Source organism: Pseudomonas asturiensis, from assembly GCF_900143095.1.
GTDB lineage: Bacteria > Pseudomonadota > Gammaproteobacteria > Pseudomonadales > Pseudomonadaceae > Aquipseudomonas > Aquipseudomonas asturiensis.
This window is the reverse complement of the sequence record NZ_FRDA01000024.1, coordinates 44,052-69,895: the sequence shown is the minus strand read 5'-3', so window position 1 is coordinate 69,895 and position 25,844 is coordinate 44,052. Positions and strand designations below refer to the sequence as shown.

Annotated in this window: 28 protein-coding genes; 10 read left to right on the top strand and 18 right to left on the bottom strand. The window is 60.8% G+C overall.

Going from position 1 to position 25,844, the window contains the following annotated elements; all coding sequences use genetic code 11:
- Positions 1-133: 133 nt before the first annotated feature.
- The 7 genes from thiL to nrdR form a co-directional block, all read right to left on the bottom strand.
- Positions 134-1,099, bottom strand: coding sequence for a thiamine-phosphate kinase (gene thiL / locus BUB69_RS26630; RefSeq protein WP_073172806.1), 966 nt, complete (start codon positions 1,097-1,099; stop codon positions 134-136).
- Positions 1,100-1,115: 16 nt separating this feature from the next.
- Positions 1,116-1,613 (bottom strand): transcription antitermination factor NusB, encoded by a 498-nt coding sequence (gene nusB, locus BUB69_RS26625; RefSeq protein WP_004883745.1) that lies wholly within the window; start codon positions 1,611-1,613, stop codon positions 1,116-1,118.
- Positions 1,610-2,086 carry a 6,7-dimethyl-8-ribityllumazine synthase gene (ribH, locus tag BUB69_RS26620; RefSeq protein WP_002555427.1) on the bottom strand — a complete coding sequence of 159 codons (477 nt, stop codon included), beginning with the start codon at positions 2,084-2,086 and terminating at the stop codon, positions 1,610-1,612. Before ribH ends, nusB begins: the two co-directional genes overlap by 4 nt.
- A 129-nt stretch (positions 2,087-2,215) precedes the next feature.
- The gene (ribBA, locus tag BUB69_RS26615; RefSeq protein ID WP_073172803.1) at positions 2,216-3,307 is read right to left on the bottom strand and encodes a bifunctional 3,4-dihydroxy-2-butanone-4-phosphate synthase/GTP cyclohydrolase II; all 1,092 of its coding nucleotides are present in this window, start codon (positions 3,305-3,307) and stop codon (positions 2,216-2,218) included.
- A 21-nt stretch (positions 3,308-3,328) separates the two neighbouring features.
- Positions 3,329-3,991 carry a riboflavin synthase gene (locus BUB69_RS26610; protein WP_073172800.1) on the bottom strand — a complete coding sequence of 221 codons (663 nt, stop codon included), beginning with the start codon at positions 3,989-3,991 and terminating at the stop codon, positions 3,329-3,331.
- Positions 3,992-4,037: 46 nt separating this feature from the next.
- Positions 4,038-5,183, bottom strand: a complete 1,146-nt coding sequence (ribD, locus tag BUB69_RS26605; RefSeq protein WP_073172797.1) for a bifunctional diaminohydroxyphosphoribosylaminopyrimidine deaminase/5-amino-6-(5-phosphoribosylamino)uracil reductase RibD — start codon at positions 5,181-5,183, stop codon at positions 4,038-4,040.
- Entirely contained in the window at positions 5,180-5,644 is a 465-nt protein-coding gene (nrdR, locus tag BUB69_RS26600) for a transcriptional regulator NrdR (RefSeq protein WP_073172839.1), read from the bottom strand. Before nrdR ends, ribD begins: the two co-directional genes overlap by 4 nt.
- Positions 5,645-5,823: 179 nt before the next feature.
- On the opposite strand from nrdR, the gene BUB69_RS26595 reads away from it, so the two are divergent.
- The 3 genes from BUB69_RS26595 to trxA all read left to right on the top strand — a co-directional run bounded on the left by BUB69_RS26595 (position 5,824) and on the right by trxA (position 8,274).
- Positions 5,824-6,273 carry a YbaY family lipoprotein gene (locus tag BUB69_RS26595; RefSeq protein WP_073172794.1) on the top strand — a complete coding sequence of 150 codons (450 nt, stop codon included), beginning with the start codon at positions 5,824-5,826 and terminating at the stop codon, positions 6,271-6,273.
- Positions 6,270-6,959 carry a class I SAM-dependent methyltransferase gene (locus BUB69_RS26590; RefSeq protein WP_073172790.1) on the top strand — a complete coding sequence of 230 codons (690 nt, stop codon included), beginning with the start codon at positions 6,270-6,272 and terminating at the stop codon, positions 6,957-6,959. The genes BUB69_RS26595 and BUB69_RS26590 overlap by 4 nt, the downstream gene beginning before the upstream one ends.
- A gap of 442 nt (positions 6,960-7,401) precedes the next feature.
- Complete coding sequence (trxA, locus tag BUB69_RS26585; protein WP_073172787.1) at positions 7,402-8,274, top strand: thioredoxin; 873 nt, start codon at positions 7,402-7,404, stop codon at positions 8,272-8,274.
- A 51-nt stretch (positions 8,275-8,325) separates the two neighbouring features.
- On the opposite strand, the gene BUB69_RS26580 is transcribed toward trxA, so the two are convergent.
- Together BUB69_RS26580 and BUB69_RS26575 are read right to left on the bottom strand one after the other, a co-directional pair.
- Positions 8,326-8,679: a hypothetical protein gene (locus tag BUB69_RS26580; RefSeq protein WP_073172784.1), complete on the bottom strand. Its 354-nt coding sequence runs from the start codon at positions 8,677-8,679 to the stop codon at positions 8,326-8,328.
- 61 nt (positions 8,680-8,740) lie between these two features.
- Positions 8,741-9,163 (bottom strand): nuclear transport factor 2 family protein, encoded by a 423-nt coding sequence (locus tag BUB69_RS26575; protein WP_073172782.1) that lies wholly within the window; start codon positions 9,161-9,163, stop codon positions 8,741-8,743.
- Between the two features lie 261 nt (positions 9,164-9,424).
- On the opposite strand from BUB69_RS26575, the gene BUB69_RS26570 reads away from it, so the two are divergent.
- From BUB69_RS26570 to BUB69_RS26550, 5 genes are all read left to right on the top strand, one after another.
- Entirely contained in the window at positions 9,425-10,018 is a 594-nt protein-coding gene (locus tag BUB69_RS26570) for a DUF2796 domain-containing protein (RefSeq protein WP_073172779.1), read from the top strand.
- A 69-nt stretch (positions 10,019-10,087) separates the two neighbouring features.
- Entirely contained in the window at positions 10,088-10,798 is a 711-nt protein-coding gene (locus BUB69_RS26565) for an ABC transporter ATP-binding protein (protein WP_073172776.1), read from the top strand.
- Position 10,799: 1 nt separating this feature from the next.
- Complete coding sequence (locus BUB69_RS26560; protein WP_073172773.1) at positions 10,800-12,065, top strand: ABC transporter permease; 1,266 nt, start codon at positions 10,800-10,802, stop codon at positions 12,063-12,065.
- 8 nt (positions 12,066-12,073) lie between these two features.
- Positions 12,074-12,598, top strand: a complete 525-nt coding sequence (locus BUB69_RS26555) for a DUF3299 domain-containing protein (protein ID WP_073172771.1) — start codon at positions 12,074-12,076, stop codon at positions 12,596-12,598.
- A 104-nt stretch (positions 12,599-12,702) separates the two neighbouring features.
- Positions 12,703-13,389 (top strand): OmpW/AlkL family protein, encoded by a 687-nt coding sequence (locus BUB69_RS26550; RefSeq protein ID WP_073172767.1) that lies wholly within the window; start codon positions 12,703-12,705, stop codon positions 13,387-13,389.
- Positions 13,390-13,444: 55 nt separating this feature from the next.
- Here BUB69_RS26550 and BUB69_RS26545 read toward each other — a convergent pair whose 3' ends face one another.
- The 5 genes from BUB69_RS26545 to BUB69_RS26525 all read right to left on the bottom strand — a co-directional run bounded on the left by BUB69_RS26545 (position 13,445) and on the right by BUB69_RS26525 (position 19,051).
- The gene (locus BUB69_RS26545) at positions 13,445-13,924 is read right to left on the bottom strand and encodes a hypothetical protein (RefSeq protein ID WP_073172765.1); all 480 of its coding nucleotides are present in this window, start codon (positions 13,922-13,924) and stop codon (positions 13,445-13,447) included.
- 445 nt (positions 13,925-14,369) lie between these two features.
- Positions 14,370-15,299: an NAD-dependent epimerase/dehydratase family protein gene (locus BUB69_RS26540; protein ID WP_073172762.1), complete on the bottom strand. Its 930-nt coding sequence runs from the start codon at positions 15,297-15,299 to the stop codon at positions 14,370-14,372.
- Positions 15,292-16,176, bottom strand: a complete 885-nt coding sequence (locus tag BUB69_RS26535; protein ID WP_004883728.1) for a sugar nucleotide-binding protein — start codon at positions 16,174-16,176, stop codon at positions 15,292-15,294. The genes BUB69_RS26540 and BUB69_RS26535 overlap by 8 nt, the downstream gene beginning before the upstream one ends.
- Positions 16,177-16,292: 116 nt before the next feature.
- On the bottom strand, positions 16,293-18,572 hold the full coding sequence (locus BUB69_RS26530) for a mechanosensitive ion channel family protein (protein WP_073172758.1): 2,280 nt from the start codon (positions 18,570-18,572) through the stop codon (positions 16,293-16,295).
- Positions 18,573-18,697: 125 nt separating this feature from the next.
- Complete coding sequence (locus BUB69_RS26525; RefSeq protein ID WP_073172836.1) at positions 18,698-19,051, bottom strand: DoxX family protein; 354 nt, start codon at positions 19,049-19,051, stop codon at positions 18,698-18,700.
- 283 nt (positions 19,052-19,334) lie between these two features.
- On the opposite strand from BUB69_RS26525, the gene BUB69_RS26520 reads away from it, so the two are divergent.
- Positions 19,335-20,153, top strand: a complete 819-nt coding sequence (locus BUB69_RS26520; protein WP_073172755.1) for an alpha/beta fold hydrolase — start codon at positions 19,335-19,337, stop codon at positions 20,151-20,153.
- 234 nt (positions 20,154-20,387) lie between these two features.
- Here BUB69_RS26520 and BUB69_RS26515 read toward each other — a convergent pair whose 3' ends face one another.
- From BUB69_RS26515 to BUB69_RS26500, 4 genes are all read right to left on the bottom strand, one after another.
- Complete coding sequence (locus tag BUB69_RS26515; RefSeq protein ID WP_073172752.1) at positions 20,388-21,236, bottom strand: ureidoglycolate lyase; 849 nt, start codon at positions 21,234-21,236, stop codon at positions 20,388-20,390.
- Between the two features lie 38 nt (positions 21,237-21,274).
- The gene (locus BUB69_RS26510) at positions 21,275-22,015 is read right to left on the bottom strand and encodes an SDR family oxidoreductase (protein WP_073172749.1); all 741 of its coding nucleotides are present in this window, start codon (positions 22,013-22,015) and stop codon (positions 21,275-21,277) included.
- Positions 22,012-23,388 (bottom strand): MFS transporter, encoded by a 1,377-nt coding sequence (locus tag BUB69_RS26505; RefSeq protein ID WP_073172746.1) that lies wholly within the window; start codon positions 23,386-23,388, stop codon positions 22,012-22,014. Before BUB69_RS26505 ends, BUB69_RS26510 begins: the two co-directional genes overlap by 4 nt.
- A 188-nt stretch (positions 23,389-23,576) precedes the next feature.
- A complete protein-coding gene (locus BUB69_RS26500; RefSeq protein WP_073172744.1) occupies positions 23,577-24,527 on the bottom strand; it encodes a LysR family transcriptional regulator in 951 nt (316 codons plus the stop codon).
- A gap of 115 nt (positions 24,528-24,642) precedes the next feature.
- On the opposite strand from BUB69_RS26500, the gene BUB69_RS26495 reads away from it, so the two are divergent.
- Entirely contained in the window at positions 24,643-25,824 is a 1,182-nt protein-coding gene (locus BUB69_RS26495; RefSeq protein WP_073172833.1) for a fumarylacetoacetate hydrolase family protein, read from the top strand.
- The last annotated feature ends 20 nt before the right edge of the window (positions 25,825-25,844 follow it).

The following is a 25,844-nucleotide window of genomic DNA, read 5'->3' as shown; positions in this document are numbered from 1 at the left end:
GTATGAAGACTGGAAATTCGCAAGATTTGCATTGTAACAGCAGGTTCCTGCAGACGCTTAGGCTGAATTCTCGGGCATTCAGATCGTAAAGTTCGATCGATAGAACCCATTCATCAGAAGATCAGTCCGCCATTCACGACTCACCACGAAAATGCTGATAGCCACGAATGGAGGGCGTCACGTCCTGTCCATCGGCATCGATCAGCGCTACACCCTGCCCCGCAATCACCCGGCCGATGACATGCACAGGCCAGCCGGCGTCCAGTAGACCCGCCAGGTACTCGGCGGGCAGCGTGAACGCCAGAACATAGTCGTCGCCCCCACTGAGTGCCGCTTGCCTGGCGTTCTGCGCATCGAAAAATCCGAGTAGCTGAGCCGACAGGGGGAGCGTGTCACGCTCGATCAACAGACGCACGCCCGATGCGCGGGCGATATGCCCACAGTCGGCAAGCAGGCCATCGGAGATGTCCAGCGCAGACGTCGCCTTGCCACGCAGGGCCTGACCAAGCGCCAGTTGTGGCTGAGGCGACCAGTAACGCGCCAGCAACGGCTCGGCCACGCAGGGCTCGGCACTGCGCTCGCCCAATACCAGCGGCAAGGCTGCAGCCGCGTCACCCAGCGCGCCACCCACGCACAGCAGGTCGCCTTCGCGAGCGCCGCTGCGCGTCAGCGCAAGCCCGGCAGGCACACCGCCAAACACCGTCAGGGTGAGGCTCAAGGGCCCACGGGTGGTGTCGCCGCCGATCAGGCGCAGCGAACAGCCCTGCGCCATCTGACTCAAGCCACGGGCGAACGCTTCCAGCCAGTCGGCCTCGACGCCCGGCAGGGTCAGAGCAAGGGTAAACCCGACAGGACGCGCGCCCATGGCCGCCAGATCACTGGCCGACACCGCCAGCGCACGCTGGCCAAGCAGAAAAGGATCGCAGACGTCCGGAAAATGCACCCCGGCAACCAGGGTGTCGGTGGAGATCGCCATCTGCTCGCCGGGCGGCAACGCCAGCAGCGCGCAGTCGTCGCCGATGCCAAGCGCCACTTCTTCGCTCGCCTGCGCACAAGGCGCCGCGGCGAAGTAATGACGGATCAGCTCGAACTCGCCCATGAAGGTCAGGCGCTGATCAGCGCTTGTGAGCCTTCACTTCGACTTCACGCAGGCGTGGAGCCAGCTTGTCCAGCACACCGTTGACGAACTTGTGGCCGTCAGTGGAGCCGTAGACCTTGGCCAGTTCGATGCCTTCGTTGATCACGACGCGATAAGGCACGTCGATGCGCTTGAGCAGTTCGAAAGTGGACAGACGCAGCACCGCCAGCTCGACCGGATCGAGCTCTTCGATGGTCAGGTCAAGGCAAGGCGAAAGCGCCGTGTCGATTTCGGTCTTGTTGGTGGCGACGCCGTGCAGCAGTTCACGGAAGTAAGCGCCGTCAACGTTGCTGAAATCGTTATCGACACGGAACTGTGCCTCGATTTCGTTCAGCGAATGACCTGCCATATGCCACTGATACAGGGCCTGGGTCGCCATCTGGCGCGCTTCGCGACGCTTGGCGCTCTTGCCTTTGGCGGCCTCGGGCGACTTGGCATCGCGCGGGTTGAACTGATCGGTATCGTCGGAAATCACTTGGCCTCCAGCTGCGACAGCAGACTGACCATTTCGATGGCGGACAAGGCGGCTTCAGCGCCCTTGTTACCCGCCTTGGTGCCAGAACGCTCGATGGCTTGCTCGATCGAATCAACGGTCAACACGCCGAAGGCAACCGGAACACCGAATTCCATGGAAACCTGAGACAGGCCTTTGACGCACTCACCGGCCACGTATTCGAAGTGCGGAGTGCCACCCCGAATCACCGCGCCCAGCGCGACAATGGCTGCGAACTCGCTACGCTGCGCAACTTTCTGCACAACCAGTGGAATCTCGAACGCACCCGGCGCACGGATGATGGTGATGTCGCTTTCGCTCACGCCATGGCGTACCAGCGCATCAACGGCACCGCTCACCAGGCTTTCCACGACGAAGCTGTTGAAACGGCCAACCACCAAGGCGTAGCGGCCTTGGGGGGCGATGAAGGTACCTTCGATGGTCTTCAAGGTCATTCGGTGAGTCTCGTATTAAAGAGCAAGCCCGCCTTGGGGCGGACTTTGGAGGATTTTAGGCCACGAATCACAACTGTCAGGTCAATGGACGCAAAAAACACGCTTTTGCGCGCTTCGACCGGCCGGTATTTATTCGGAGGGCACGTATTCTACAACTTCCAGATCGAAACCGGATATCGCATTGAACTTCATTGGCGAACTCATCAGGCGCATTTTGCGTACGCCCAGGTCACGAAGGATCTGCGAACCCGCACCGACGGTGCTGTAAGTGGTCGGCGTCTTGACCGGTTGTTGCCCGGCCGTTTCGCGAATATGGGCCAGCACCACGTCGCCATCCAGCGGATGGCCCAGCAGCAGAACCACACCGCTACCGGCCCTGGAGACCGCGCTCATGGCGGCTCTCAGGCTCCAGCGACCGGGCTGTTTGACCATCAGCAGGTCGCGCAGCGGGTCCATGTTGTGGACACGCACAAGCGTCGGTTCTTCAGCGCAGATCTTGCCCAGCGTCAGTGCCAGGTGAACGTCACCCTCAACCGAGTCGCGGTAGGTCACCAGGTTGAAATGCCCCAGCTCGCTGTCCATTGGCTGCTCGGCAATCCGCTGAACGGTACGTTCATGGATCATCCGATAGTGAATCAGATCAGCGATGGTGCCGATCTTGATGTCATGCTCAAGGGCAAACGCCTCGAGTTCTGCACGACGCGACATGGTGCCGTCGTCGTTCATCACTTCGCAGATCAGGCCTGTCGGCTCGAAACCGGCCATGCGCGCCAGGTCGCAAGCCGCTTCGGTATGACCGGCGCGTGCCAGTGTGCCGCCAGCCTGAGCCATCAGCGGGAAGATGTGACCGGGACTGACGATGTCGTCTGCCTTGGCGTCCTTGGCGGCAGCGGCCTGCACGGTACGCGCACGGTCTGCAGCCGAGATGCCGGTGGTCACGCCTTCGGCGGCTTCGATGGAGACGGTGAACTTGGTGCCGAAGCCGGAACCGTTACGCGGCGCCATCAGCGGCAGCTTCAGGGTTTCGCAGCGCTCGCGGGTCATCGGCATGCAGATCAGGCCACGGGCAAAGCGCGCCATGAAATTGATGTGCTCAGGCTTCACGCACTCGGCGGCCATGATCAGGTCGCCTTCGTTCTCGCGGTCTTCGTCGTCCATCAGGATGACCATCTTGCCCTGGCGAATGTCTTCTACCAGTTCTTCGATACTGTTGAGCGCCACGCGGCACCCCCTTCAATCAATTCAGGATTTGAGGTAGCCGTTCTCGGCCAGAAAGCTTTCAGTGAGGGTGCCGTGACTCGGATCTGCGGCCTTGTCGCCCAGCAGCAGACGCTCCAGATAGCGCGCCAGCAGGTCGACTTCCAGGTTGACCTTACGGCCAGGGCGATAGTCGGACATGATGGTTTCGCTGAGCGTGTGCGGAACGATGGTCAGCTCGAATTCGGCACCGTTGATCGAGTTCACCGTCAGGCTGGTGCCGTCGACCGTGATCGACCCTTTGTGGGCGATGTACTTGGCCAGCTCACGGGGCGCACGGACCCGGAACTGGATGGCGCGGGCGTTATCTTCACGCGAGACGATCTCGCCCACGCCGTCGACGTGACCGCTGACCAGATGACCACCCAGACGCGTAGTCGGCGTCAGGGCCTTTTCCAGATTCACGCGGCTGCCAGCCTTGAGATCGACGAACGCGGTAACGGTAAGGGTTTCGCGACTGACGTCGGCCCAGAATCCGTCGCCTGGCAGTTCGACGGCGGTCAGGCACACGCCGTTGACCGCGATGCTGTCGCCCAACTGGACGTCGCTCAGGTCGAGCTTGCCGGTTTCCACATAAACGCGGACATCGCCGCCTTTAGGGGTCAGGGCGCGGATGCTGCCGATGGATGCGATGATGCCGGTAAACATGGGTCCTCCGGAAAACTAGGGCTTCGCGCTGGGCGAAAGTCGGGAATTATACGCCGGGTACGGGAACAGGGAGAGCGATGACTCGCCAGTCATTGCCGACGGCACGCATTTCTACGATGTTCAGCTCCAGCGCTTCGCTCATCTGCGCCAACGGCAGGTCGAGCAGAGGCCGGGCCGAGGAACCCAGAAACTTGCCAGCGATGAAAATCTGGAACTCGTCGACCAGCCCCAGACGCGTGAAAGCACCCGCCAGACGCGGACCGGCTTCGACCAGCACCTCGTTGACGCCACGCGTGCCCAGTTCGGTGAGCAACTTGCGCAGGTCTACGTGTCCGGCGCTGTCGGCCAGGGCAACAATTTCATGGCCTTCATCGTGATAGCGGCCACGGGCCGATGCAGCGGCGCAGGTGGCAACGAGGGCATTGCCCGCCTGAAAGAATGGTGCGTCCAGCGGCACGCGCAGACGCCCATCGATCAATACCCGCAGCGGCGCGCGCGCAGCAGCCAATGCACTCAGTTCGGCATTCAGGCCCAGTTCATCCGGGCGAACGGTCAGACGTGCCTTGTCGGCCAGAACCGTATCAGCCCCCGTCAGCACCACGCTCGACTGTGCGCGTAGACGCTGAACCGCAGAGCGCGCCTCAGGCCCGGTAATCCACTGGCTTTCACCACTGGCCATGGCCGTCCGGCCGTCCAGACTCATCGCCAGCTTGACCCGCACGTAGGGCAGACCGGTTTCCATGCGTTTGATGAACCCCTTGTTCAACGCTCGTGCCTCGGACTCCAGCACGCCGCACTGCACGGCAATGCCGGCAGTCATCAAGCGCAGCAGACCACGACCGGCCACTTCAGGGTTAGGGTCCTGCATGGACGCCACCACCCGCGCAACCCCGGCATTGACCAGAGCGTCGGCGCAGGGCGGCGTACGACCATGGTGGCTGCAAGGCTCAAGGGTGACGTAGGCGGTCGCGCCCCTGGCCTGTTCACCCGCCTGACGCAAGGCATGGACTTCGGCGTGGGGCTCGCCCGCACGAGCGTGCCAGCCTTCGCCGACGATCTGTCCTTCCCGCACGATCACGCAACCGACCCGAGGATTGGGGTGCGTGGAATACAGCCCTTTGCGCGCCAGCTCCAGCGCCCGCGCCATGTAATGAACGTCCAGAGCAGCCTGTTCAGTCAGCAATGCACTCATTCCTTGCCCGGCTCGCGGGCCAGGCGGTCAATTTCTTCGCGGAATTCGTTGAGGTCCTGAAAGCGCCGGTAGACCGAGGCAAACCGGATGTAGGCCACTTCGTCGAGCTTTTGCAGTTCGGTCATGACCAGTTCGCCGACAACGAGGGATTTGACTTCACGCTCGCCCGTGGCCCGCAGCTTGTGCTTGATATGCGCCAGCGCAGCTTCCAGACGCTCGACACTCACCGGGCGCTTTTCAAGGGCGCGCTGCATGCCCGCGCGCAGCTTCTCTTCATCGAAGGGCTGACGGCTGCCGTCGGTCTTGATCAGGCGCGGCAGGACCAGCTCGGCGGTTTCGAACGTGGTGAAGCGCTCGCCGCAGGCCAGACATTCGCGGCGACGGCGTACTTGCTCGCCTTCGGCAACCAGGCGGGAATCGATGACTTTGGTGTCATTGGCACCGCAGAAGGGACAGTGCATGGTGGCAGGCAACAAAAAAATGAGGAGCGCCATGGTAGCGCATCCCGCTGGCAAGACAAGGCTTGGGGTTTACGGTATATAGACGCGCAGCAACGTGATGTGAAATTGCCCGAGCTCGGTAATACTGCATCGATACAGGGCGTCGTACAGCCTTTGATTTTTGTCTTGTGGAGCTCTTGATGACGCTACGCCCTCTGTTTTTATTCGGCCTTTTCGGTTTGCTGGCCGCCTGCAGCAGCAACGACGCCCCTGAACCGGTCCCGGCCAAGCCTGCCGCACCGGCGATCAAGGTGCCTGCCGGCCCCGGTCCGCTGCTGCCTTATCAACGTGAACTCAGCGGTCAACTGCTGGGCGTACCGGCGGGCGCTGAGGTCGAATTGGCGATGCTGGTGGTGGATGAACGCAACCGGCCGCAAAAACTGCTGACCAGCACCAAACTGCAAGGCAACGGACAGTCGCTGCCCTTTCAACTGCGCTTCAACCCGGAAGCCTTTCCGGTGGATGGACGCGTCGAGCTGCGCGGCCGCGCCAGCAAGTCAGGCCAGTTGATTCTGCATCTGCCGTCGATGCGCATCCAGCAGGCCAGCACGCAGGCGTTGGGACAACTGCAGTTCGTCACGGCACCATGATCGCCCCGCAACACCTTCAGCAGGCGCTGGGCGAGCTGCTCGGCGATGCCCGACTGGTCGCCACAGCGCTGCCGCAAACGTCGCTGACGCTGTGGCTGATCGGTGCGGATAACATGGACCGCGCTTTCAGCCCCGAGGAAACACGCCGCATTCTGGAGGAGCCGCCTTACTGGGGTTTCTGCTGGGCAAGTGGCCTGGCACTGGCGCGTTTTCTGGCTGAACAGCCGCACCGGGTGAAAGACAAGCGGGTGCTGGATTTCGGCGCAGGCTCTGGCGTGGCGGGGATTGCTGCCGCCCGGGCCGGAGCGCTTGAAGTGGTCGCCTGTGACCTTGATCCCTTGGCCCTCGCTGCGTGCAAGGCCAACGCCGACCTTAACGACGTGCAACTGGGTTACTCGACGGACTTCTTCGCCGAAGCTGACCGCTTCGACCTGATCCTGGTCGCCGACGTACTTTACGACCGCGCCAACCTGCCGTTGCTCGATCACTTTCTGAGCCGGGGTCGCGAGGCGCTGGTGGCCGACTCCAGGGTTCGGGATTTTCAGCATCCTGCGTATCAGCGCCTTGGGATGCTGCATGCGCTGACCCTGCCTGACCTGGCTGAGCCGCACGAGTTTCGCGATGTGAGCCTGTATCATGCCGTGCGCGCGCAATCGGCGTTTCGCGGGCACGTGAGCGTTCGCTGAACACCCGCCATCCGAGTGAGAGATGAGCGGGTCGAATGACCCCGGACGCCTCAATGGATGAAACTAAATGTGCTGGCCCTTTTGCGAGCAAGCTCGCTCCCACGAAAGCGCGTGTGGTCAGTAAGTTGCGTCCTGTTCGACAGGAGCTCCCGCGCCGTTTTCTACGCCGCGCTGTCGCGCAGCAAACACCGGACCTGGTGGGAGCGGACTTGTCCGCGAATACTGTGTTTCAGTTGCTGATTATTTGTCGGATGTACCTGCCTCTCGCGGACAAGTGGAACGCCCCCCGTCCCCGTGTCGCCGGCAAGCCTTCTCGCACAGTTGGAACAGGCGCTCGGCCAACCTGATCGCCTGATCACTCACGCCGCTTGCCGAGACATCGCTTTCAGCATTGCCCGGCGGGCTTTATAGTTGGCGGCATTCAGATTCTCCGAGACGCGCAATGAGCCAGGACACTGCTTACATCTTCGATGCAACCACGGCAACGTTCGATCAGTTGGTGATCGACAAGTCATTCGACCAACCCGTGCTGGTGGATTTCTGGGCCGAGTGGTGTGCGCCCTGCAAGGTGCTGATGCCATTGCTGCAACAGATCACCGAGAGCTATCAGGGCGAATTGCTGCTCGCCAAGGTCAATTGCGACATCGAGCAGGACATCGTTGCCCGCTTCGGGATTCGCAGCCTGCCCACCGTGGTGCTGTTCAAGGATGGCCAGCCGGTGGACGGTTTTGCCGGAGCCCAGCCGGAATCGGAAATCCGCAAGATTCTCGAACAGCACGTGGTCATGCCACCACCACCCGCTGCCGATCCGCTCAAGCAGGCACAAGCGCTGTTCGCCGAAAGTCGCTTTGCCGACGCCGAAGCGATGCTCAAGGTCGTGCTGGGTGAGGACAACACCAATGCTGCGGCGCTGATTCTATACGCGCGCTGCCTGGCAGAACGTGGCGAGCTGAGTGAGGCGCGTCAGGTGCTGGATGCCGTCAAGAGCGACGCCCACAAGGCCGAACTGGCCGGCGCGAAGGCGCAACTGACCTTTCTCGCCGAAGCCGCCACCCTGCCGGATGCCGCCGAGCTGAAAAGCCGCCTGGCGCAGAACCCGCAGGATGACGAAGCGTCTCATCAACTGGCGATCCAGCAGTTGTCCCGTCAGCAGTACGAAGCCGCGCTGGACGGCCTGCTCAAGCTGTTCATCCGCAATCGCAACTATGCCGAAGGCCTGCCGCACAAGACATTGCTGCAGGTATTCGACCTGCTGGGCAACGACCATCCGCTGGTGACGATGTACCGTCGCAAGTTGTTCGCCGCGCTGTACTAAGCCCCTGCTGGGTCTGGCGCCCTGAAGATGCCAGACCCGGCCAGCGTTACATCACGTCGCCGCAACCCAGCTGTACAGCGGCGCATGCGCCCCGCTCTCGACCTTCACGTTCGCGCAATGACGCAAGCGCACCAGCAAGCGTTTACCTGCTGCCGTGCTGCCCGCCACGCCCTCCAGTTGAGCCAGCAGATCCGGCCCGCTCATCTGCCCGGCCTTCTGCAACAGGTCCTGCGCCACCTGCCAGGCCTTGTCGTCCTGATTGACTGGCCTGCTCTCGACAATGGCCGCAGCAGCTTCTGGCGCCGACGCCTTCAACTGCGCGCCCAATTGAGCCCAATCGCCTTCGTCCAGCTCCAGCGTCAAATCCACCGGCCACTGGCCTACGGTTCCACGAATACGCAACATGACATGCACCTGATGATATTCAGACGCACATGCTCCCACAGGCGAGCGCACATTCCCACGCTCAGGCACTCAGCCAGCGGCTCGTCAGCGATTCATCGCCCATCATGAAGCTGGCGAACGCCCTGATGTCGTAAACATTTTCCCAGTGCTCGACAATCTTGCCATCGCGAAATCGCCACAGTCCGCAGAATGGCATGGCGATTTTCTGGCGATCGCAGGTGGCGCGCATACAGCCGATGACCGTGCCGAAGTAATCGTCGGCCACGATCTCGTGGACCTCCATAGACAGGGTTTGCCGCGTGTGCTCGATCAGGTCCAGCTCATGGTTGTGCACCGAGCGCCTGCCGATGACCATGGACAAGCCGCCCCGGGCACCCCGGTCGGCCTTGTGAAGCACGATGTCGTGGTCAGCGAACTCGGCGATGCGCGCCAGATCCTTATAGACCGCACGCAGGGTTTCGACGTTGGGATGGAGCTTTCTCATGAGGTGTCTTCCTTGAGGCGATGCTGATCCTTGGCGGTATGACAGGCACTGACGACGCATCCGGCATCCATTCAGCGACTACCTCACTGAGGGTAGAACCTGACGACCGGGTCCATGAGAACGGTTCGACATAATCGCGCGCCGGGCTATTCCTGATTCTCTGACAGCCGCACGTGCGTGACGGAAAAAAACCTTACTCTGCCAACGACTTGTTATAAGATCACATAACGCTTTTCTCAGAATGTCACTCCGGAGTTCGTTATGCGCCGTCTGCTACTCGCCCTGCCCTTCGCCCTGCTGCCACTGGCTGTCGCCCATGCTGCCGAAGAACACGACCATGACCATGATCATGGCGCGGAACATGGCAGCCTCGGCGCTCATGAACACGGTGTCGGGCGTCTGGACGTGGTGCTGGAAGGCAAGACCCTGGAACTGGAGTTCGACAGCCCGGCCATGAACATCGTGGGTTTCGAGCATGAGGCAAAGTCCGCTGAAGACAAGGCCAAGGTGGCCAAGGCGCGCGAGTTGCTGCTCAAGCCCAATGCGCTGTTCAGCATTGCCGACGCCGCGAATTGCTCGGCCACTTCGGTGAAACTGGAAAGCCCGCTGTTTGGCGACAAGGATGACGATCACGAAGAGCACGCCAAAGACGGCGACGCGGACCACCACGAGCACAGCGAAATTCACGGCACTTACAAGTTCGTTTGCGACGCGCCGGCCATCCTGAAGAAGCTCGACCTGTCGCAGATCTTCAAAACGTTCCCCGACACCAAGAAGCTTCAGGTACAACTGATCTCGCCCAGTGGCCAGTCTGGCGCAGAAGTGATTGCAGCGAACCCTACGCTGAAGTTCTGATGCACCCTTGCGGCACAATGACCGGGCCTGGCCCGGTCTTTTACTTTTCAACCGAGCGTGAGTCAGACCATGCCCCAAGCACTGATCGAGCTGTCCGACCTGAGCTTCAACTGGCCGGGTCAGCCACAGCTTCTGGATATCCCGGAATTTCGCCTGGAAACCGGCGAAACCCTGTTCCTCAAAGGCCCGAGTGGCAGCGGCAAGACCACCCTGCTGGGGCTGCTGGGCGGCGTACAGAAACCCACCCGCGGCAGCATCCGCTTGCTGGGCCAGGAGCTGTCGAGCCTGTCGGCGGCGGCGCGTGATCGTTTCCGCGTCGATCACACCGGCTACATCTTCCAGCAGTTCAACCTGCTGCCGTTTCTCTCGGTACGCGAGAACATCGAGCTGCCCTGCCACTTCTCCAAAGTCCGTGCAGCGCGTGCGAAACAGCGTCACGGAAGCGTTGAAAAAGCGACCATCACCCTGCTCACTCATCTGGGCCTGAAAGATCCCGCCATCCTGACCCGCCGCGCAGACTCGCTGTCCATCGGCCAGCAGCAACGTGTGGCAGCGGCACGTGCGTTGATCGGCCAACCGGAGCTGGTGATCGCCGACGAGCCGACTTCGGCGCTGGACGCCGACTCACGCGAGGCGTTCATTCGCCTGCTGTTCGCTGAATGCCGTGAAGCCGGTGCCAGCCTGTTGTTCGTCAGTCATGATCAAAGCCTGGCACCGCTGTTCGATCGCAACCTGTCACTCGGCGACCTCAATCGCGCCGCTGTCGCCGTGGAGATTTGAGATGTATCTGTTTCGTCTGGCCATGGCCAGCCTGGCCAACCGCCGTTTCACCGCATTTCTCACCGCCTTCGCCATTGCCTTGTCAGTCTGTCTGCTGCTGGCGGTGGAGCGTGTACGCACCGAGGCGCGTGCCAGTTTCGCCAGCACCATCAGCGGCACGGACCTGATCGTCGGCGCACGCTCTGGCTCGATCAACCTGCTGCTGTACTCGGTGTTTCGCATCGGCAACGCCACCAACAACATCCGCTGGGACAGCTTCGAACACTTTGCCGACAGCAAACAGGTGAAATGGGCCATTCCGATTTCACTGGGCGACTCGCACCGTGGCTATCGGGTCATGGGCACCAACGCCTCGTATTTCGAGCATTACCAGTTCGGCCGCCAGCAGCATCTGGAACTGGCCGAAGGACGTGAATTCAAGACCGACCCCTTCGAGGTGGTGCTCGGCTCGGAGGTCGCCAAGGCACTGCATTACAAGCTCGGTGACAAGCTGGTGCTGGCTCATGGCGTAGCGGCGATCAGCCTGGTCAAGCATGACGACAAGCCGTTCACCGTGGTCGGCATCATCAAGCCCACGGGCACGCCAGTGGACCGCACGCTGCACATCAGCCTGGGCGGGATGGAAGCCATTCACATCGACTGGCACAACGGCGCGCCCGCACGCGGCAACGAACGAATCTCCGCCGATCAGGCCCGCAACATGGACCTGACGCCGACCGCGATCACGGCGTTCATGCTCGGCCTGAACAGCAAGATCTCGACGTTCAGCCTGCAGCGCGAGATCAACGAGTACCGGGGCGAGCCGATGCTGGCGATTCTTCCCGGCGTGGCCTTGCAAGAGCTGTGGAGCCTGATGGGCACGGCTGAAAAAGCCCTGTTCGTGATTTCACTGTTTGTGGTGCTGACCGGTCTGATCGGCATGTTGACGGCGATTCTGACCAGCCTCAACGAGCGCCGCCGCGAGATGGCCATCCTGCGTTCAGTGGGCGCCAGGCCATGGCACATTGCGAGCCTGTTGATTCTGGAAGCGTTTGCGCTGGCGCTGGCGGGCGTTGTCAGTGGCCTTGCACTGCTCTACATCGGTATCTTTGTGTCTCAGGATTACGTAATAAATAATTACGGTTTGTACCTCTCGCCTATGCCACCTGGCCAATATGAATGGACATTGCTGGCTGGCATCCTCGCTTGCGCGCTGTTGATGGGAACCGTGCCAGCCTGGCGAGCCTACAGGCAGTCACTGGCAGATGGTCTGTCGATTCGTTTATGAGGACCTTCATGATGCGGCGCATGCTACTCACTCTGCTGCTCTCGGTTTCCACCTCGCTGTGGGCCGCCGAGCCGCGTGTACTGACCTGGGCCGAGATGATTCCGCCTGATGCACCTGTCGTGAAGCCGGTGACCACACCGATGCACGACTTGTCGAAAATGTCCGATGCATTGGCCATGGAGCAAGCACCTGCGGCCAGCCAGCTGGCGCCACATGCGCCGGTGGTCAAGGCACTGGATGGCAAGCAGGTGCGTTTGCCGGGCTATATCGTGCCACTGGAGGTCAGTGAGGAAGGCAGAGTGACGGAGTTTTTGCTGGTGCCGTATTTCGGTGCCTGCATCCATGTGCCACCGCCGCCAGCGAACCAGATCGTGCATGTCACGAGTGAGCTGGGCGTGAAGGTCGATGAGCTGTATCAGCCGTACTGGATCGAAGGACCGATGCAGGCCAGGTCGTCTACGAGCGAGCTGGCAGAAGCGGGTTATCAGATGCAGGCAGACAAGATTCTTGTCTACGAATTGCCGGACACGTGAAGAGAATGGGGTTCCCAGCGATTTCATTGAGCTGAGTCAAAGTCGCCGCTCGACAGCGCTTTAACATTCCGCCCATAAATTTTGACTGATTTCCTGGAGCCCCAATGAACAAGCATTTGCTTCGCGCGTCTCTCGTCGCGCTCGCCGTCGCAGCACCCGTTGCAGCCCACGCTTACGAGCCTGGCGACATCATCGTTCGCGCGGGCGCTGCCCACGTGCAACCCAATGAGGACAGCGGCGAGATCAGACTCGACGGCTCCAGGGTGTCAGGCACCAAGGCCACGGTCGACGGCAATACCCAACTGGGGCTGACGTTCGCATACATGCTGACCTCGCACGTCGGTATCGAGCTGCTGGCAGCCACCCCGTTCAGCCACACCGTTGCCGTGAAGGGCCTGGGCCCTGGCCTTGATGGCAAGCTGGCAGACATCAAACACCTGCCGCCGACCCTGTCGTTGCAGTACTACCCGATGGAGCCGTCGTCCCGATTCCAGCCCTATGCCGGCGTGGGTATCAACTACACCATGTTCTTCGACGAAGACCTCACGGGTGATCGCAAGAACCAGGGCTTCAGCAACCTCAAGCTCAAGAACTCGGTCGGTCTGGCAGCACAGTTGGGCATGGACTACATGATCACCGACAACGTGCTGGTCAACGCCTCGGTCTGGTACGTCGACATCGACACCAAAGCCACCGTGGACGGCCCGTCGGCGCTGGCGGTAGGCCAGACCAAAGTGGATGTGGACATCGATCCATGGGTCTATATGGTCGGCGTGGGTTACAAGTTCTGATCCACTGCGCGTCAATCGTCTACAACAGAAAGGCACCCGTTGGGTGCCTTTGCTTTTATGGGCGTTCAAGTGCCTTGAACGTGCCACCGTCTATGTGAACGATTGAGAATAACTGGGGGCCATTAATGCCTCTCGGAAACTCCAGCTCATAATGAGCACGAAGAAACTGCTCAGGCGTCTGCAAAATGTTGTTGTCGTGAGAGTCCATCGCGCTGCCGACACCTGCTATGAGCAAGCCCAGCGTCACGATAAGACCCGAAAACATTTGCAGATATTGGAAAAAGCTTGGCCCGGTAGCGTAGCTATACCGAATGGTGTCGGAACCCGACCCCATCATCAAGAACCCAAAACCAAACAGGGCAAAACCGCAAATACTCACAAATCCGGGCGTGGATGAGCCTGCGTCGTTTTGACCACTCCTCGCAGCATCCAGATATTCAGAATACCTGTCCATGAAGTCATCGACGACGAACTCGCCCGGCACCTCGCACACCTCAATTTTCGGGCGCTTATCAACACCGTTTTCGTCCTGCATGCCATACGTCCACTGTAAAAGGGCGACGGATACTAGGAGTCGTTAGGCGGGTTGAAAAGATCGGAAATCCCGACTACAAAAAACAAGGAATTGGGCTACAAACGCTGAAGATAAAACCTGGGCATGTTTGTGCTTGAGCTTACGGCATGGCCTTCAAGAGCACGCTCGCTCTTATCGAATAACCCGTCACACACTGAAGAAAAGCTATTTTTCTGTGGGAGGCTCCATCCCGTCTTCGACATAGCACTGTCGCGCATCAAACACTGGACCGTGGGAGGCGGCTTGCCGGCGATGCAGTCGACGCGGTATATCAGGAGAACCACCTAATCGTTCATCGCGGGCAAGCCCCCTCCCACAACCGCGTGTCTCGCACTGGCTTTGTATCTACCAGGCAAGACTTGTGTACGGCGATCGGTGCTAACCGGGAGGCGCGATTGATCCTGAATCAGCGCGCCATCAACAGCGCCAGCCCCGTGTTCAAAGGCGTAGGTTCGTCGATGTTGAAGTGCTCGAGGAGCCGCTGATTGCTGGCCCGTGAATGCTTGATATCACCCGAACGGGGAGCCTGGTAGCTGACGTTCGGCTGCTTGCCAGTCACCTGCGCCAGCGCTGCCAGCAGTTCATTGAGCGAGGTGGTCTGGTTCAGGCCGACGTTGATAGCGCCCTCGATAGCGTTATCCAGCTCCAGCCCTTGCAGCAGCAGCTTGACCAGATCGCCGATATAGAAAAAATCCCGAGTCTGTTCACCGTCGCCAAACACCACGATCGGCAGACCGTTTTCGATGCGCTGGGCAAAGATGCTGATGACCCCCGAATACGGCGAAGACGGGTCCTGGCGTGGGCCGAAAATGTTGAAAAAGCGAAAGATCACCGGCTCAAGGCCGTGCTGACGACGGTAGAAGTCCAGGTAAAACTCGCTGGCCAGTTTGTCCGACGCATAGGGTGTCAAGGGCGCTTTGGGGGTGTCTTCGGTAATGGCTTCGCCTTCGCCATTGTTGCCGTAAACGGCTGCGCTGGAAGCGAATATCACACGCCTGACGCCTGCCTCGCGCATGGCCTCGCAAACGTTCAGAGTGCCGACAAAGTTGCTTTGATGGGTACGCACCGGATCGTCCACCGAAGCCTGCACCGAGGCGACTGCGGCCAGATGCACGACTGCCTGACATCCTTGCGCCGCACGCTTGACCAATGCGGCATCGGCGACATCGCCGACGATCAGTTCGACGTTCGGGTTATCCAGCGGCAGGTTGCTGCGCTTGCCCGCCGACAGATCATCAAGGATGCGAACGGCATGCCCTTGAGCCAGCAATGCGTCAGTCAGGTGCGAGCCAATGAAGCCCGCGCCGCCAGTGATCAGAACAGGAGCATCAGACATGTCGGTAATACCGGTCCAGCAGGCTCGGCAGACCTGCGCGCCAGGCGCGGGGCTTGATGCCGAAAGTATGAAGAATTTTCTTGCAGGCCAGCACCGCATGCTGCGGCTCTTCGCCGGCATCAGGACGTGCAGCGTGGGCCTGAGCGGTCGGCGACTCGACGGCCAGCGGGTGCAACAGACGTGCTTCGGTCAGCACCGCCTGCCCCAGCGCCAGCGGCGTCGTGGCCTCGTGACCGGCGTAGTGGTAGGTTCCCCACAGCGGCGCTTCACAGTCGAGCTGCTTGAGCACGGAAATGAGCACCCGCGCCGCGTCATCGACCGGCGTCGGGTTGCCGCGCCGATCATCGGCCAGCAGCAGTTCCTGGGGTTTTTCGGCACTCGACAGAAAACGGCCCAGCACGCCATCGGCGCTGTCATCGAGCAGCCAGCCGAAACGCACCAGCACGTGTTGCGGACAGGTCGCGCGCACGCTCTGCTCGATGCGCCACAACGCCTGGCCACGCAGGCCGAGCGGCACGGGCTCGTCCTTTTCGCTGTAGGCAGTGGCACGCGAGCCATCGAACACTCGATAGCTGGAAGGCTGGACCAGCGTGATGTTGTGGTGCTGACACAGTTCGGCCAGACGCTCGACAGAGCGTTCCTGGCGGGTCAGACGCGCTTCACTTACGGTCTCCGCCTGAAACCAGTCGAAGTAGTAAGCAAGGTTGATCAAGGCATCGGGACGGGTGTCATCGAGCAGTTGCGTCAGGCTCGCAGCGTCCCAACCGTCTTGCGGTGGACGCGGCGCGAGGAAGCCAATGTCTTCTTCGGCACCCAGACGAATCAACGCCTGCCCGAGGGCATTCCCGCCGCCCAACAGCATAAGGCGCATTCGCATAGAGTCAGCAGGCTCGGTATCGGAATCATCAAATGAACAAGTGAAAAACGCCTGCAAACATAACACGTTGGCTGCCAACCCCCAACAGTTGCGCAGCCTGGCGGGTTAATGACGCTTTAGGTAGCAGCCGGACCGGGCGCACCGTTGCCCTTGGGCAGGCCAAGCGGTGCTGCAGGCGCCGATGGCGCTGGCGGCCCTTCAGCCGTCCCGTCGGCCTGCGGCGCACTGATGCCGGGGCCCATGACCACCTGTGGATAAGTCTGGGCGAAGCGCACATTCGGGTGCTTGTCCACAAGACGCTTGAGCCGCTCATTGAAGGCGCGCCCTACCGCGTATTGCCCGCCGGACGAGGTACGGAACTGCGCGGTGAGGACCACACCATTGAGGTCCATACGGTCCACGCCAAACACTTCCAGCGGCCCTTGCAGGTTGTTCTTGAGCAGAACGTCTTCGGTGATCGACTGGCCGACTTCGCGAATCAGCGACAGTGCATCATCAATGTCCGAGTCGTACGTGAACTGCACCGAGAAGAACGCATAAGCGAACTGGCGGGACTGGTTGGTGACCGCCTTGATCTGCCCGAACGGCACCGAATGCACGAACCCCTTGCCGTCGCGCAGGCGCACGGTACGAATCGTCAGGCTCTCGACCGTGCCGGAATGCCCGGTGCTGAGCACCACCCAGTCGCCGATGGAAAAGGTGTCTTCCACGATGATGAACAGACCGGTGATCACGTCCTGCACCAACTGCTGCGAACCAAAACCGATGGCCAGTCCGACCACCCCGGCACCCGCCAGCAAGGGTGCGACATTGATGCCCAGGTTGGCCATGGTGGTGATCGCACAGATCACCACCAGCACGATCTTCACGGCGTTACGCACCAGCGGAAGGATAGTCTTGACCCGCGTGCTTGGATGACGCCCGCTGCGATGATTGATCGGTGGCTTGAGCGCCTCTTGAATCGCGGTGTCCAGTACAACCCATAACAACCAGGTCACCAGGAAAATCAGGCCGATGCTGCTCAGCGATTCGCTGATGACCCGACCCAGCGTGTTGCGCTGGGCGAATTCGAACATCGAGAAACCCCAGATCCGGCCCAGCACCTCGATGAACGTGATCGCCAACGCGATGCGCAGCACGGCATACATCAGGCTCAACAACCGCGCCTTGTAGATGTGCCCGCCACGCCCAAGGGCTTCGGCAGGTTTGAACAGGTGCTGGAACACGGTGCTCAGAAAAACCGTGGCAATCAGCAGAATGGTGGTGAACAACGCGCAACGCAGCGCTTCCTGGCTGTCCTCTCCCGCGCCGATCAGGTTGATCGCCGACACCAGAATCATCAGCAGGATAGGCAGATGCCACAGGTTGGAAAAAATCTTCAGCGACTGTTGCAAGGCGGGACGCTGCAACCGGCTGCTCAATGACCGATTGCGGATCAGGTGCGCCACCGGACGGCGTACCTTGACGATCAGCATGCAGAACACCACGGAGGCGAACAGTCCGGTAAACACAGCGACGCTGGTGGTCACGTTGCTGCCCAACTGGCGGGCAATCTGCGGGCTGGTCAGGGCGTCACTCAGTGCGGCCAGGAAGCCGACCACGAACAGCGGCCGCGGCGCATAGCGGCGAATCATGCGCACGGCGGCGCGCTTGTGCCCGGAATTGAACATCACGATCACGCACAGCAATACCGAGGTCGAGACAATGCCGCTGCTGGTGGCGTAGGCAAAACACAACGCCAGCGCTCGCCCCACCGAGGACGGCATGAAATGGCTGACGTACAGCGTCAGGGGTAGGCATATGATCGCGGGCAGCGTGAAGGGCAGAACATATTTGAGCAACGCCTGGCTACGCTGGCGAACGCTCATGAAGGGCGTTCGGCACAGTCGAACCGCGATAAAACGGCCCAGCGTGGTCAGGACCGCGAAGGCGCCCATCCACACGAAAGACAGAACCAGAAAGTCGCCGACCACGCTCCATGGCGAACGGGTCGTGCGTTTGTTGACCAGCTTTTCCAGCTCGTCTGCAGCGCGGTCGGCGCGCAGCCGCCAGGCGTCGAGCAGGTTCTCATCGAGATTGAGCTTTTCCTGCACGTCATCAATGCTGGTGCTGATCGCCCCGAGCAGACCGCCCTGGACGAGGAGTTCGGCGGTGGGATCAGTGGCTGCCGGATCTGCCTCGTCTGCCGGTTTGGCATCTGGCTTGGCGTCGGCCTTTTCAGCCGTCTTGGCATCAGGTTTGTCGGCCGCTTTGCTGTCAGGCTTTTCGGCAGCCTTGTCATCGGCAGGCACTGCGGCGCTCATGGGCAACGCAGGCACATCCGCGGCGTGAACATGAAAACTGCCTGCGAATAACAGCAGACCCGCAAGGACCATGGATTTCAACTGAGACGCCACGCAGTTTCTCCCTTCAATGAACAGGCAGAGGCTTCAGCCCCAAGGAACTGATTCCCGTTTGCGTGGCAAGTTCGGTTTTGACCGGGTAAATAGATGAGTCAATGTTTCAGATGGCTTTATGCCTCTTAGTGGTGCCGCAAGGCCCGGCCCAGTACGAGCGGGCCAGGACCGGTAAGCGCCAGCCCGGCAAACAGGATGATCAACAGCCAGGCGAACTGACCCTGCTCCATTGACCATTCCGGATGCACAACGAGTACCGCGACTGCCAGCACGACGAGGATCGGCAGGCACGCCAGTCGCGCCCAGACGCCGAGTATCAGCAGCACAGGGCAGATCACTTCGGCAAACACCGCCAGCCCCAGCGTCAGCGTGCCGCCCAGATTGAAAGGGTCCTCGATGCGCTGCACTTCCACGCTCCAGTGCAGCAATTTCGGCAGCCCGTGAACATGCAGTAACAGCACTGACACACTGACGCGCATGAACAGCAGTCCCCAGGCCAGCAAGGCCTGGGCGTGTTTCGGCGAGACGTCGGACTGAAGGTGCGATGCGTTCGGCAGCATGGTCTAGGATCTCTCGGGCAGGCTGGGCTTTGGCACGATTATGCGGCGAGTCGGTGGCCGGAAATTGTCTCGGTGTGCCGAGTTCAACAGGCCGTCAGTTGGGCACATCCGCGCAATTACTGCGCACGGCTTGGGTCAATAATGCTGCGGTGCGCCAGCAAGGCTGCGCCTGTCCGATCAACTCGACTCGAGAGGAAACTGCATGAGCACTTTTACGACGAACGATGGTACCGAGATTTATTTCAAGGACTGGGGATCAGGCAAGCCGGTTCTTTTCAGCCATGGCTGGCCGCTGGACGCCGACATGTGGGAATACCAGATGGAGTACCTGAGCAGCCGCGGCTACCGCACCATCGCCTTCGACCGTCGCGGTTTCGGCCGTTCCGACCAACCGTGGACTGGCTACGATTACGACACCTTCGCCGATGACATCGACGCGTTGATCAAACACCTGGACCTGCGCGACGTCACGCTGGTGGGCTTTTCCATGGGCGGCGGCGACGTGACCCGCTACATCGGCCGCCACGGCACAGAGCGTGTTGCAAAACTGGCGCTGCTGGGCGCAGTAACACCGTTTTTCATGAAGACCGATGACCACCCGCAGGGCGTGGACAAGTCCGTGTTCGATGGCATCAAGGCGGGGCTTCTGAAAGACCGCGCGCAATTCATCGCCGACTTCGCGACCCCCTTCTATGGCATCAACCAGGGGCAGACGGTTTCCGAGGGCGTACTGACCCAGACGCTGAACATCGCACTGCTGGCTTCGCTCAAGGGCACCGTGGACTGCGTGACGGCGTTTTCCGAAACCGACTTCCGTCCGGACATGGCCAAGATCAACGTACCGACGCTGGTCATCCACGGCGATGGGGATCAGATCGTCCCCTTCGAAGCGACCGGCAAGCTGGCTGCCGAGATGATCGAAGGCGCCGAACTGAAGGTGTACACCGGCGCACCCCATGGCTTTGCCGTGACACACGGGCAGCAACTCAATGAGGACCTGCTGGCGTTTCTGGCTGATTGACAGTCATCAACCTCTGACACCGCGCTGCCTACCATCAGGCAGAATGTAACTCACTGAAAAAATGCGGTTTTGTGGGAGGCGGCTTGCCGGCGATTCGCTTTCCCAGGCGACATTCCCGTCAACCGAACGGACGCCATCGCCGGCAAGCCACCTCGCACGATCAGGTATTTACTGTGCAATACCGCTGTGTCGGAGACATAGCGGTATCTGCAACGTCATCACCACAAAACTGGATCAGTCGGCCTGTACGGTCAGCTGATTCTGCTCACCCAGCCCGGCAATCCCCAGACGCATGCGCTGGCCTGCCCTGAGGAACACCGGTTCGGGCTTCACCCCCAGCCCTACGCCCGGCGGTGTGCCGGTCGAAATGACGTCGCCCGGTTGCAGGCTCATGCAACGGCTCAGATAGGCGATCAATTGCGGCACGGTGAACACCAGCGTACGGGTGTTTCCATTCTGATAACGATGGCCATCGACCTCCAGCCACAGGTCCAGCGCGTGCGGGTCGGCAATCTCGTCGCGGGTCACGAGCCAGGGGCCGAGCGGGCCAAATGTATCGAAGCCCTTACCCTTGTCCCAGGTGCCGCCACGCTCCAGTTGCCATTCACGTTCCGACACGTCGTTGATCACGCAGTACCCCGCCACATGCTCCATGGCATTGGCTTCGTCGATGTAGCGTCCACCCTTCCCGATCACTACGCCCAGTTCTACTTCCCAGTCGGTCTTGACCGATCCTCGCGGAATTTCGACGTTATCGTTCGGGCCGCAGATGGCGCTGGTCCACTTATTGAAAATGACCGGTTCCTTGGGCACTTCCATATTGGATTCGGCGGCATGGTCGGCGTAGTTCAGGCCGATGCATACGAACTTGCCCACCTGCCCGACGCACGCGCCAATGCGCGGCTGTCCTGGCACAAGCGGCAGGCTTCTGGGGTCAAGTGCGGCCAGAGAGGCAAGACCGGCCGGGGTCAGCACCTCGCCGGCAATATCCTTTACGTGGGCAGACAGGTCTCGAATCTGATTATCAGCGTCCAGCAGGCCGGGCTTCTCCGAACCTTTGTCTCCGTAACGTAGCAGTTTCATCGGGTTCTCCTGTTGTCTGTCGAACATGCAAACCGGGGTCAGACGCTCATGCCGCCATCGATGACGTGCACTGCGCCCGACGTGTACGAAGACGCGTCAGAGCCCAGGTAAAGGACCAACTGCGCGATTTCCTCGACGCTGCCGATGCGCCCCATGGGCTGGCGGTCGACGAATTGTTGATAAACCTGGGCCTCGGACACACCCTGTTGCTCGGCCTGCGCCGCGATGCGCTGGCGCAGCGAGGGCGAGTCAACCGTCCCCGGACAAATAGCATTGCAGCGAATGCCTTGCCCAATGAAATCTGTGGCTATCGACTTGGTCAGCCCGATCACGGCTGCTTTGGTGGCGCTGTAGGCAAAGCGGTTGGGCACCCCTTTGACGCTTGACGCCACCGACGCCATGTTGATGATCGAGCCCCCACCCCGAGCAAGCATGCCGGGCAGAAACGCTTGAATCATCCGGTACATGGCCGTGACGTTGAGTTCGATGGAACGCTGCCAGGCGGCCTCGTCGCACGAAAGAATCGTGCCGGAGTGCACGTAGCCCGCGCAGTTGAACAACACGTCTACTGCGCCGATGCGCTCACAGGCCAGCTCGATGTCCTGCGCGCAGGTCACGTCCAGGCCGATGGCTTCCACGCCCTCGATACCGTGCAACGTGCGCAGATCAATGTCAGTTGCAATGACCCGCGCACCTGCGGCTGCGAACGCCCTGGCACTGGCCAGACCAATGCCCTGACCTGCCGCCGTGATCAGAACACGCTTGTCGTTCATCATCATGCTTTCTCCATGCCGAGAATGGTCGGAGCAACCGGTGCAGCGGCGTCCGCCCGGCCGAGCATGCTGCGCGGGATCATCAGGATCAGCCCGCCACTGACCAGCAAACAGAGCGCCAGCACGTAGGTGCCGTTGTTGATGTCACCGGTCAGCGTCTCCGCGACCGCCGTGATCATCGAACCGGTAAAACCGGAGAGGTTGCCAATGGCGTTGATCATGCCGATACCTGCCGCCGCTGCGACGCCGGACAGCAGCGTGCCCGGCAGCGTCCAGAAGATCGGCATCAGGCTGAGAATCCCCGACGCCGCCACGCTCAGGAACAGCACCGATAACACCAGGTTGTGGGCAAAGTAGGCGCTGAGAATCAGACCGACACCGCCGATGAACGCTGGCACGGCCGCATGCAGTCGCCGCTCGCCGGTGCGGTTGGAATGACGCGCATTGAGCAACATGGCCACGGTCGCGATGCTGTAGGGAATCGCGGTCAGCAGGCCAATATGAAAGGTGTTGGCGATACCGGCACTCTTGATGATTGAGGGCATCCAGAAAGCCAGGCCATAAAAACCCGTATTGAACGTCAGCAGGATCAGCACCAGCAGCCACACACGCGGGTTGAAAAAGACCTCATTGAGCCGCGATGCCTTGCCCTTGTTGTCGTTTGCCAGGTTGGCCTTGAGCATGGCTTTCTCGGCCGCCGACAGCCACCTGGCGGAGTCGATGCTGTCGCACAGATAGACGATGACCACCACCGCCATGATGATCGACGGAATGCCTTCGATGATCAGCATCCATTGCCAGCCTGCCATGCCGTGAAAGCCATTCATGCTGGTCATCAGCCAGCCTGACAACATACCGCCCAGCGTCAGGCTGACGGGCAAAGCCATCAGAAAGCCCGACATGACGCGGCTCTGCCGGTGGGTGGGAAACCAGTAGTTGAGGTACAGGATGACACCGGGAAAGAAGCCCGCTTCGCAGACACCAAGCAGAAAACGCAGCACATAGAACATCGTGCTCGACTCGATGTGGAAGAACCGCGCCAGCGGCACCGTGAACGCAACGGCGATGGAGACCAGCGCCCAGGTGAACATGATCCGGGCGATCCAGAAGCGCGCGCCGAGCCGATGCAACAGCAGGTTGCTGGGCACCTCGAACAGGAAATAACCCCAGAAGAACACGCTGGCACCCAGTGCGTAGACGGTGTTGCTGAATTGCAGGTCGCTGAGCATGTCCAGCTTGGCGAAGCCGATATTGACGCGGTCCAGGTACGCCGCCATGTAACACAGCAGCAGGATCGGCAGGATTCTCAGGATGACCTTGCGGTAGGTGCGGTCCTCGAAGCCAGCGTCGGTGGCCTGATGGTCGGAGCTTGCGTGCATGTGAATACCCTTGGCATGCGGGCATGCCTCATTGTTTTTATTGAGTGGGTCTTGTCGGGTGGACACAGCGGCAGACGGCCGACCGCCCGATGCAGGGACTGGTCAGTAATCTAGGACAGGGATCGATTCAATCCCAATGGCATTTTTGGATTAAACGATAACGAATGGTTATTGCCTGACTTGGCGGGTCAGACCTGCTTTTCCTGAGCCAGACGGGCGTTCTCCAGCAGAATACTGGCGAACTCCTGCGCAGGTGCCGCCAGTTGCTCGCCCTTGCGGGTCAGGATGCCGTAGAACTGCGGAACCAGATGCATCTGCGTCTCCAGGGTCTTGAGCAGGCCGCTTTCCAGATGCGGAGCGACCATGGCGTCGGGCAGCATGCCGATCATCGGACCGCTTTGCAGGACCTTCAAAAAGGTCTGCATGGAAATGGTGTCGATGGTGTTGCGTGGCACATCGACACCTGCGCTGGCGAAGGCCTCTTCCATGCGGCCACGGATCGGCGTGCCCTTGGGATAAAGCATCCACGGCCAGTCCACCAGTTGCCGCAAGGTCATCGGGCCTGCGTCGCACAGCGGATGGCGGCTGTTGACCACAATGCTGAATGGCTCGGGCGCCAGCGCCTGAAAATCGTAACGCTGCTGCTGGCCCTGCTCGGTGAAACGCCCGATGGCCAGGTCCAGCGTGCGCTCTTCCAGCATTTCCATCAGATGATCGCTGGTCTGTTCCACCACTTCGATGGCCAGCAGCGGCCAGCGTTGCTTGATCTGCACGATGGCCTCGGGCAGCACCACGGCGGTGGCGGCAAAGATGCCGCCGACCTTGAGATGCCCATGACCACCGGCGCTCAGGTTATTGATCTGTTCGACAAAGGTCCGTGCGTCATTCAGCGCCAGTTGCGCGTAACGCACCACCTGCAGACCCAGCGAAGTCGGCACCATGCTGCGCGGCAGGCGCTCGAAAATCGCGAAACCCAGCAGGCTTTCAATCTCCTTGAGCATCTTGCTGAGCGCTGGCTGGCTGAGGTTCATCTGCTGTGCGGCCAAGTGCATGTTTTGCGTGCGCCCCAGCGTATCGATCAGGGTCAGGTGCCGGAACTTGAGCCAGCTACAGAAGCTGGAGAATGACAGGTCCGACATGATTTCCCCCTGCCCGGCAATAACGCCAGGTTATCGATAAGTGAACATTTGCCATTGGAGTTTATCCACAGCGCCCCCTAGCGTGCAGGTTTTAATGGATCAGGAAGCGCTCGCCATGCCGATTAGCCTCACGCCCGAAAACACCCTGCCCACGGACGGCCTGCCCGCCACGCTGATCGGGCGCGCCTGGATTCCCGGCAGACTGGCGGGCCCCTCGCCCATCGTGCTGCGCGCTGATGGGGTGTTCGATCTGTCGGCACATTTTGCAACGGTGAGCGAGTTATTGGAGCAGGATTCACCACTGGAAGCCGTGCGGCAGGTAGCGGGCAGCTTCGTGGTCAGCCTTGAGGCGTTGTTGGCCAATACCGGTCCGCATGCCGATCAGACCCGGCCCTATCTGTTGGCCCCACTGGACCTGCAGGTCATCAAGGCAGCGGGCGTGACCTTTGCCGCCAGCATGATCGAGCGGGTCATCGAAGAAAAAGCCGGTGGCGATGCCGCGGCTGCAGAAGGTGTGCGCACGATGGTGCGCGCAGTGATCGGCGACAACCTGCGCGCCGTCAAGCCTGGCTCTGAACAGGCGGCACGACTGAAAGCGGTGCTGACCGAGAAAGGTATGTGGTCGCAGTACCTGGAGGTCGGCATCGGCCCGGACGCCGAGATTTTCACCAAGGCCCCGGTGCTGTCAGCGGTCGGCAGCGCCAGCCAGATCGGCATTCACCCAGGGTCGCAATGGAACAACCCTGAGCCTGAAGTGGTACTGGCGGTCAACAGTCGCGGCCAGGTCCAGGGCGCGGCGCTGGGCAACGACGTCAATCTGCGCGACTTCGAAGGCCGTAGCGCGCTGCTGCTGGGCAAGGCCAAGGACAACAACGCGTCCTGCGCCATCGGACCCTTCATTCGCCTGTTCGACGAACATTTCAGCCTGGAGGCCGTGCGCACCTGTGTCATTGATCTCCACGTCACCGGCAACGACGGCTATCAGCTGCAAGGTGCCAGCTCCATGGACCAGATAAGCCGCGACCCGCTGGATCTGGTGGCGCAAACACTCAACGCCCATCACCAGTATCCCGATGGTCTGGTGCTGTTTCTCGGCACGCTGTTCGCGCCGACCGAAGACCGCGATCATCCCGGTGCCGGGTTCACCCACAAGCAGGGTGACCAGGTGACCATCAGCAGCCGCTCACTGGGCAGCCTGCACAATCAGGTCACGTTCAGTGACGCCGCCACGCCCTGGACATTCGGCATTGGCGCGCTACTGCGTAATCTTTCAGATCGAGGGTTGCTGAGCCGTTGAATCGTGCACGCCCTGCATCT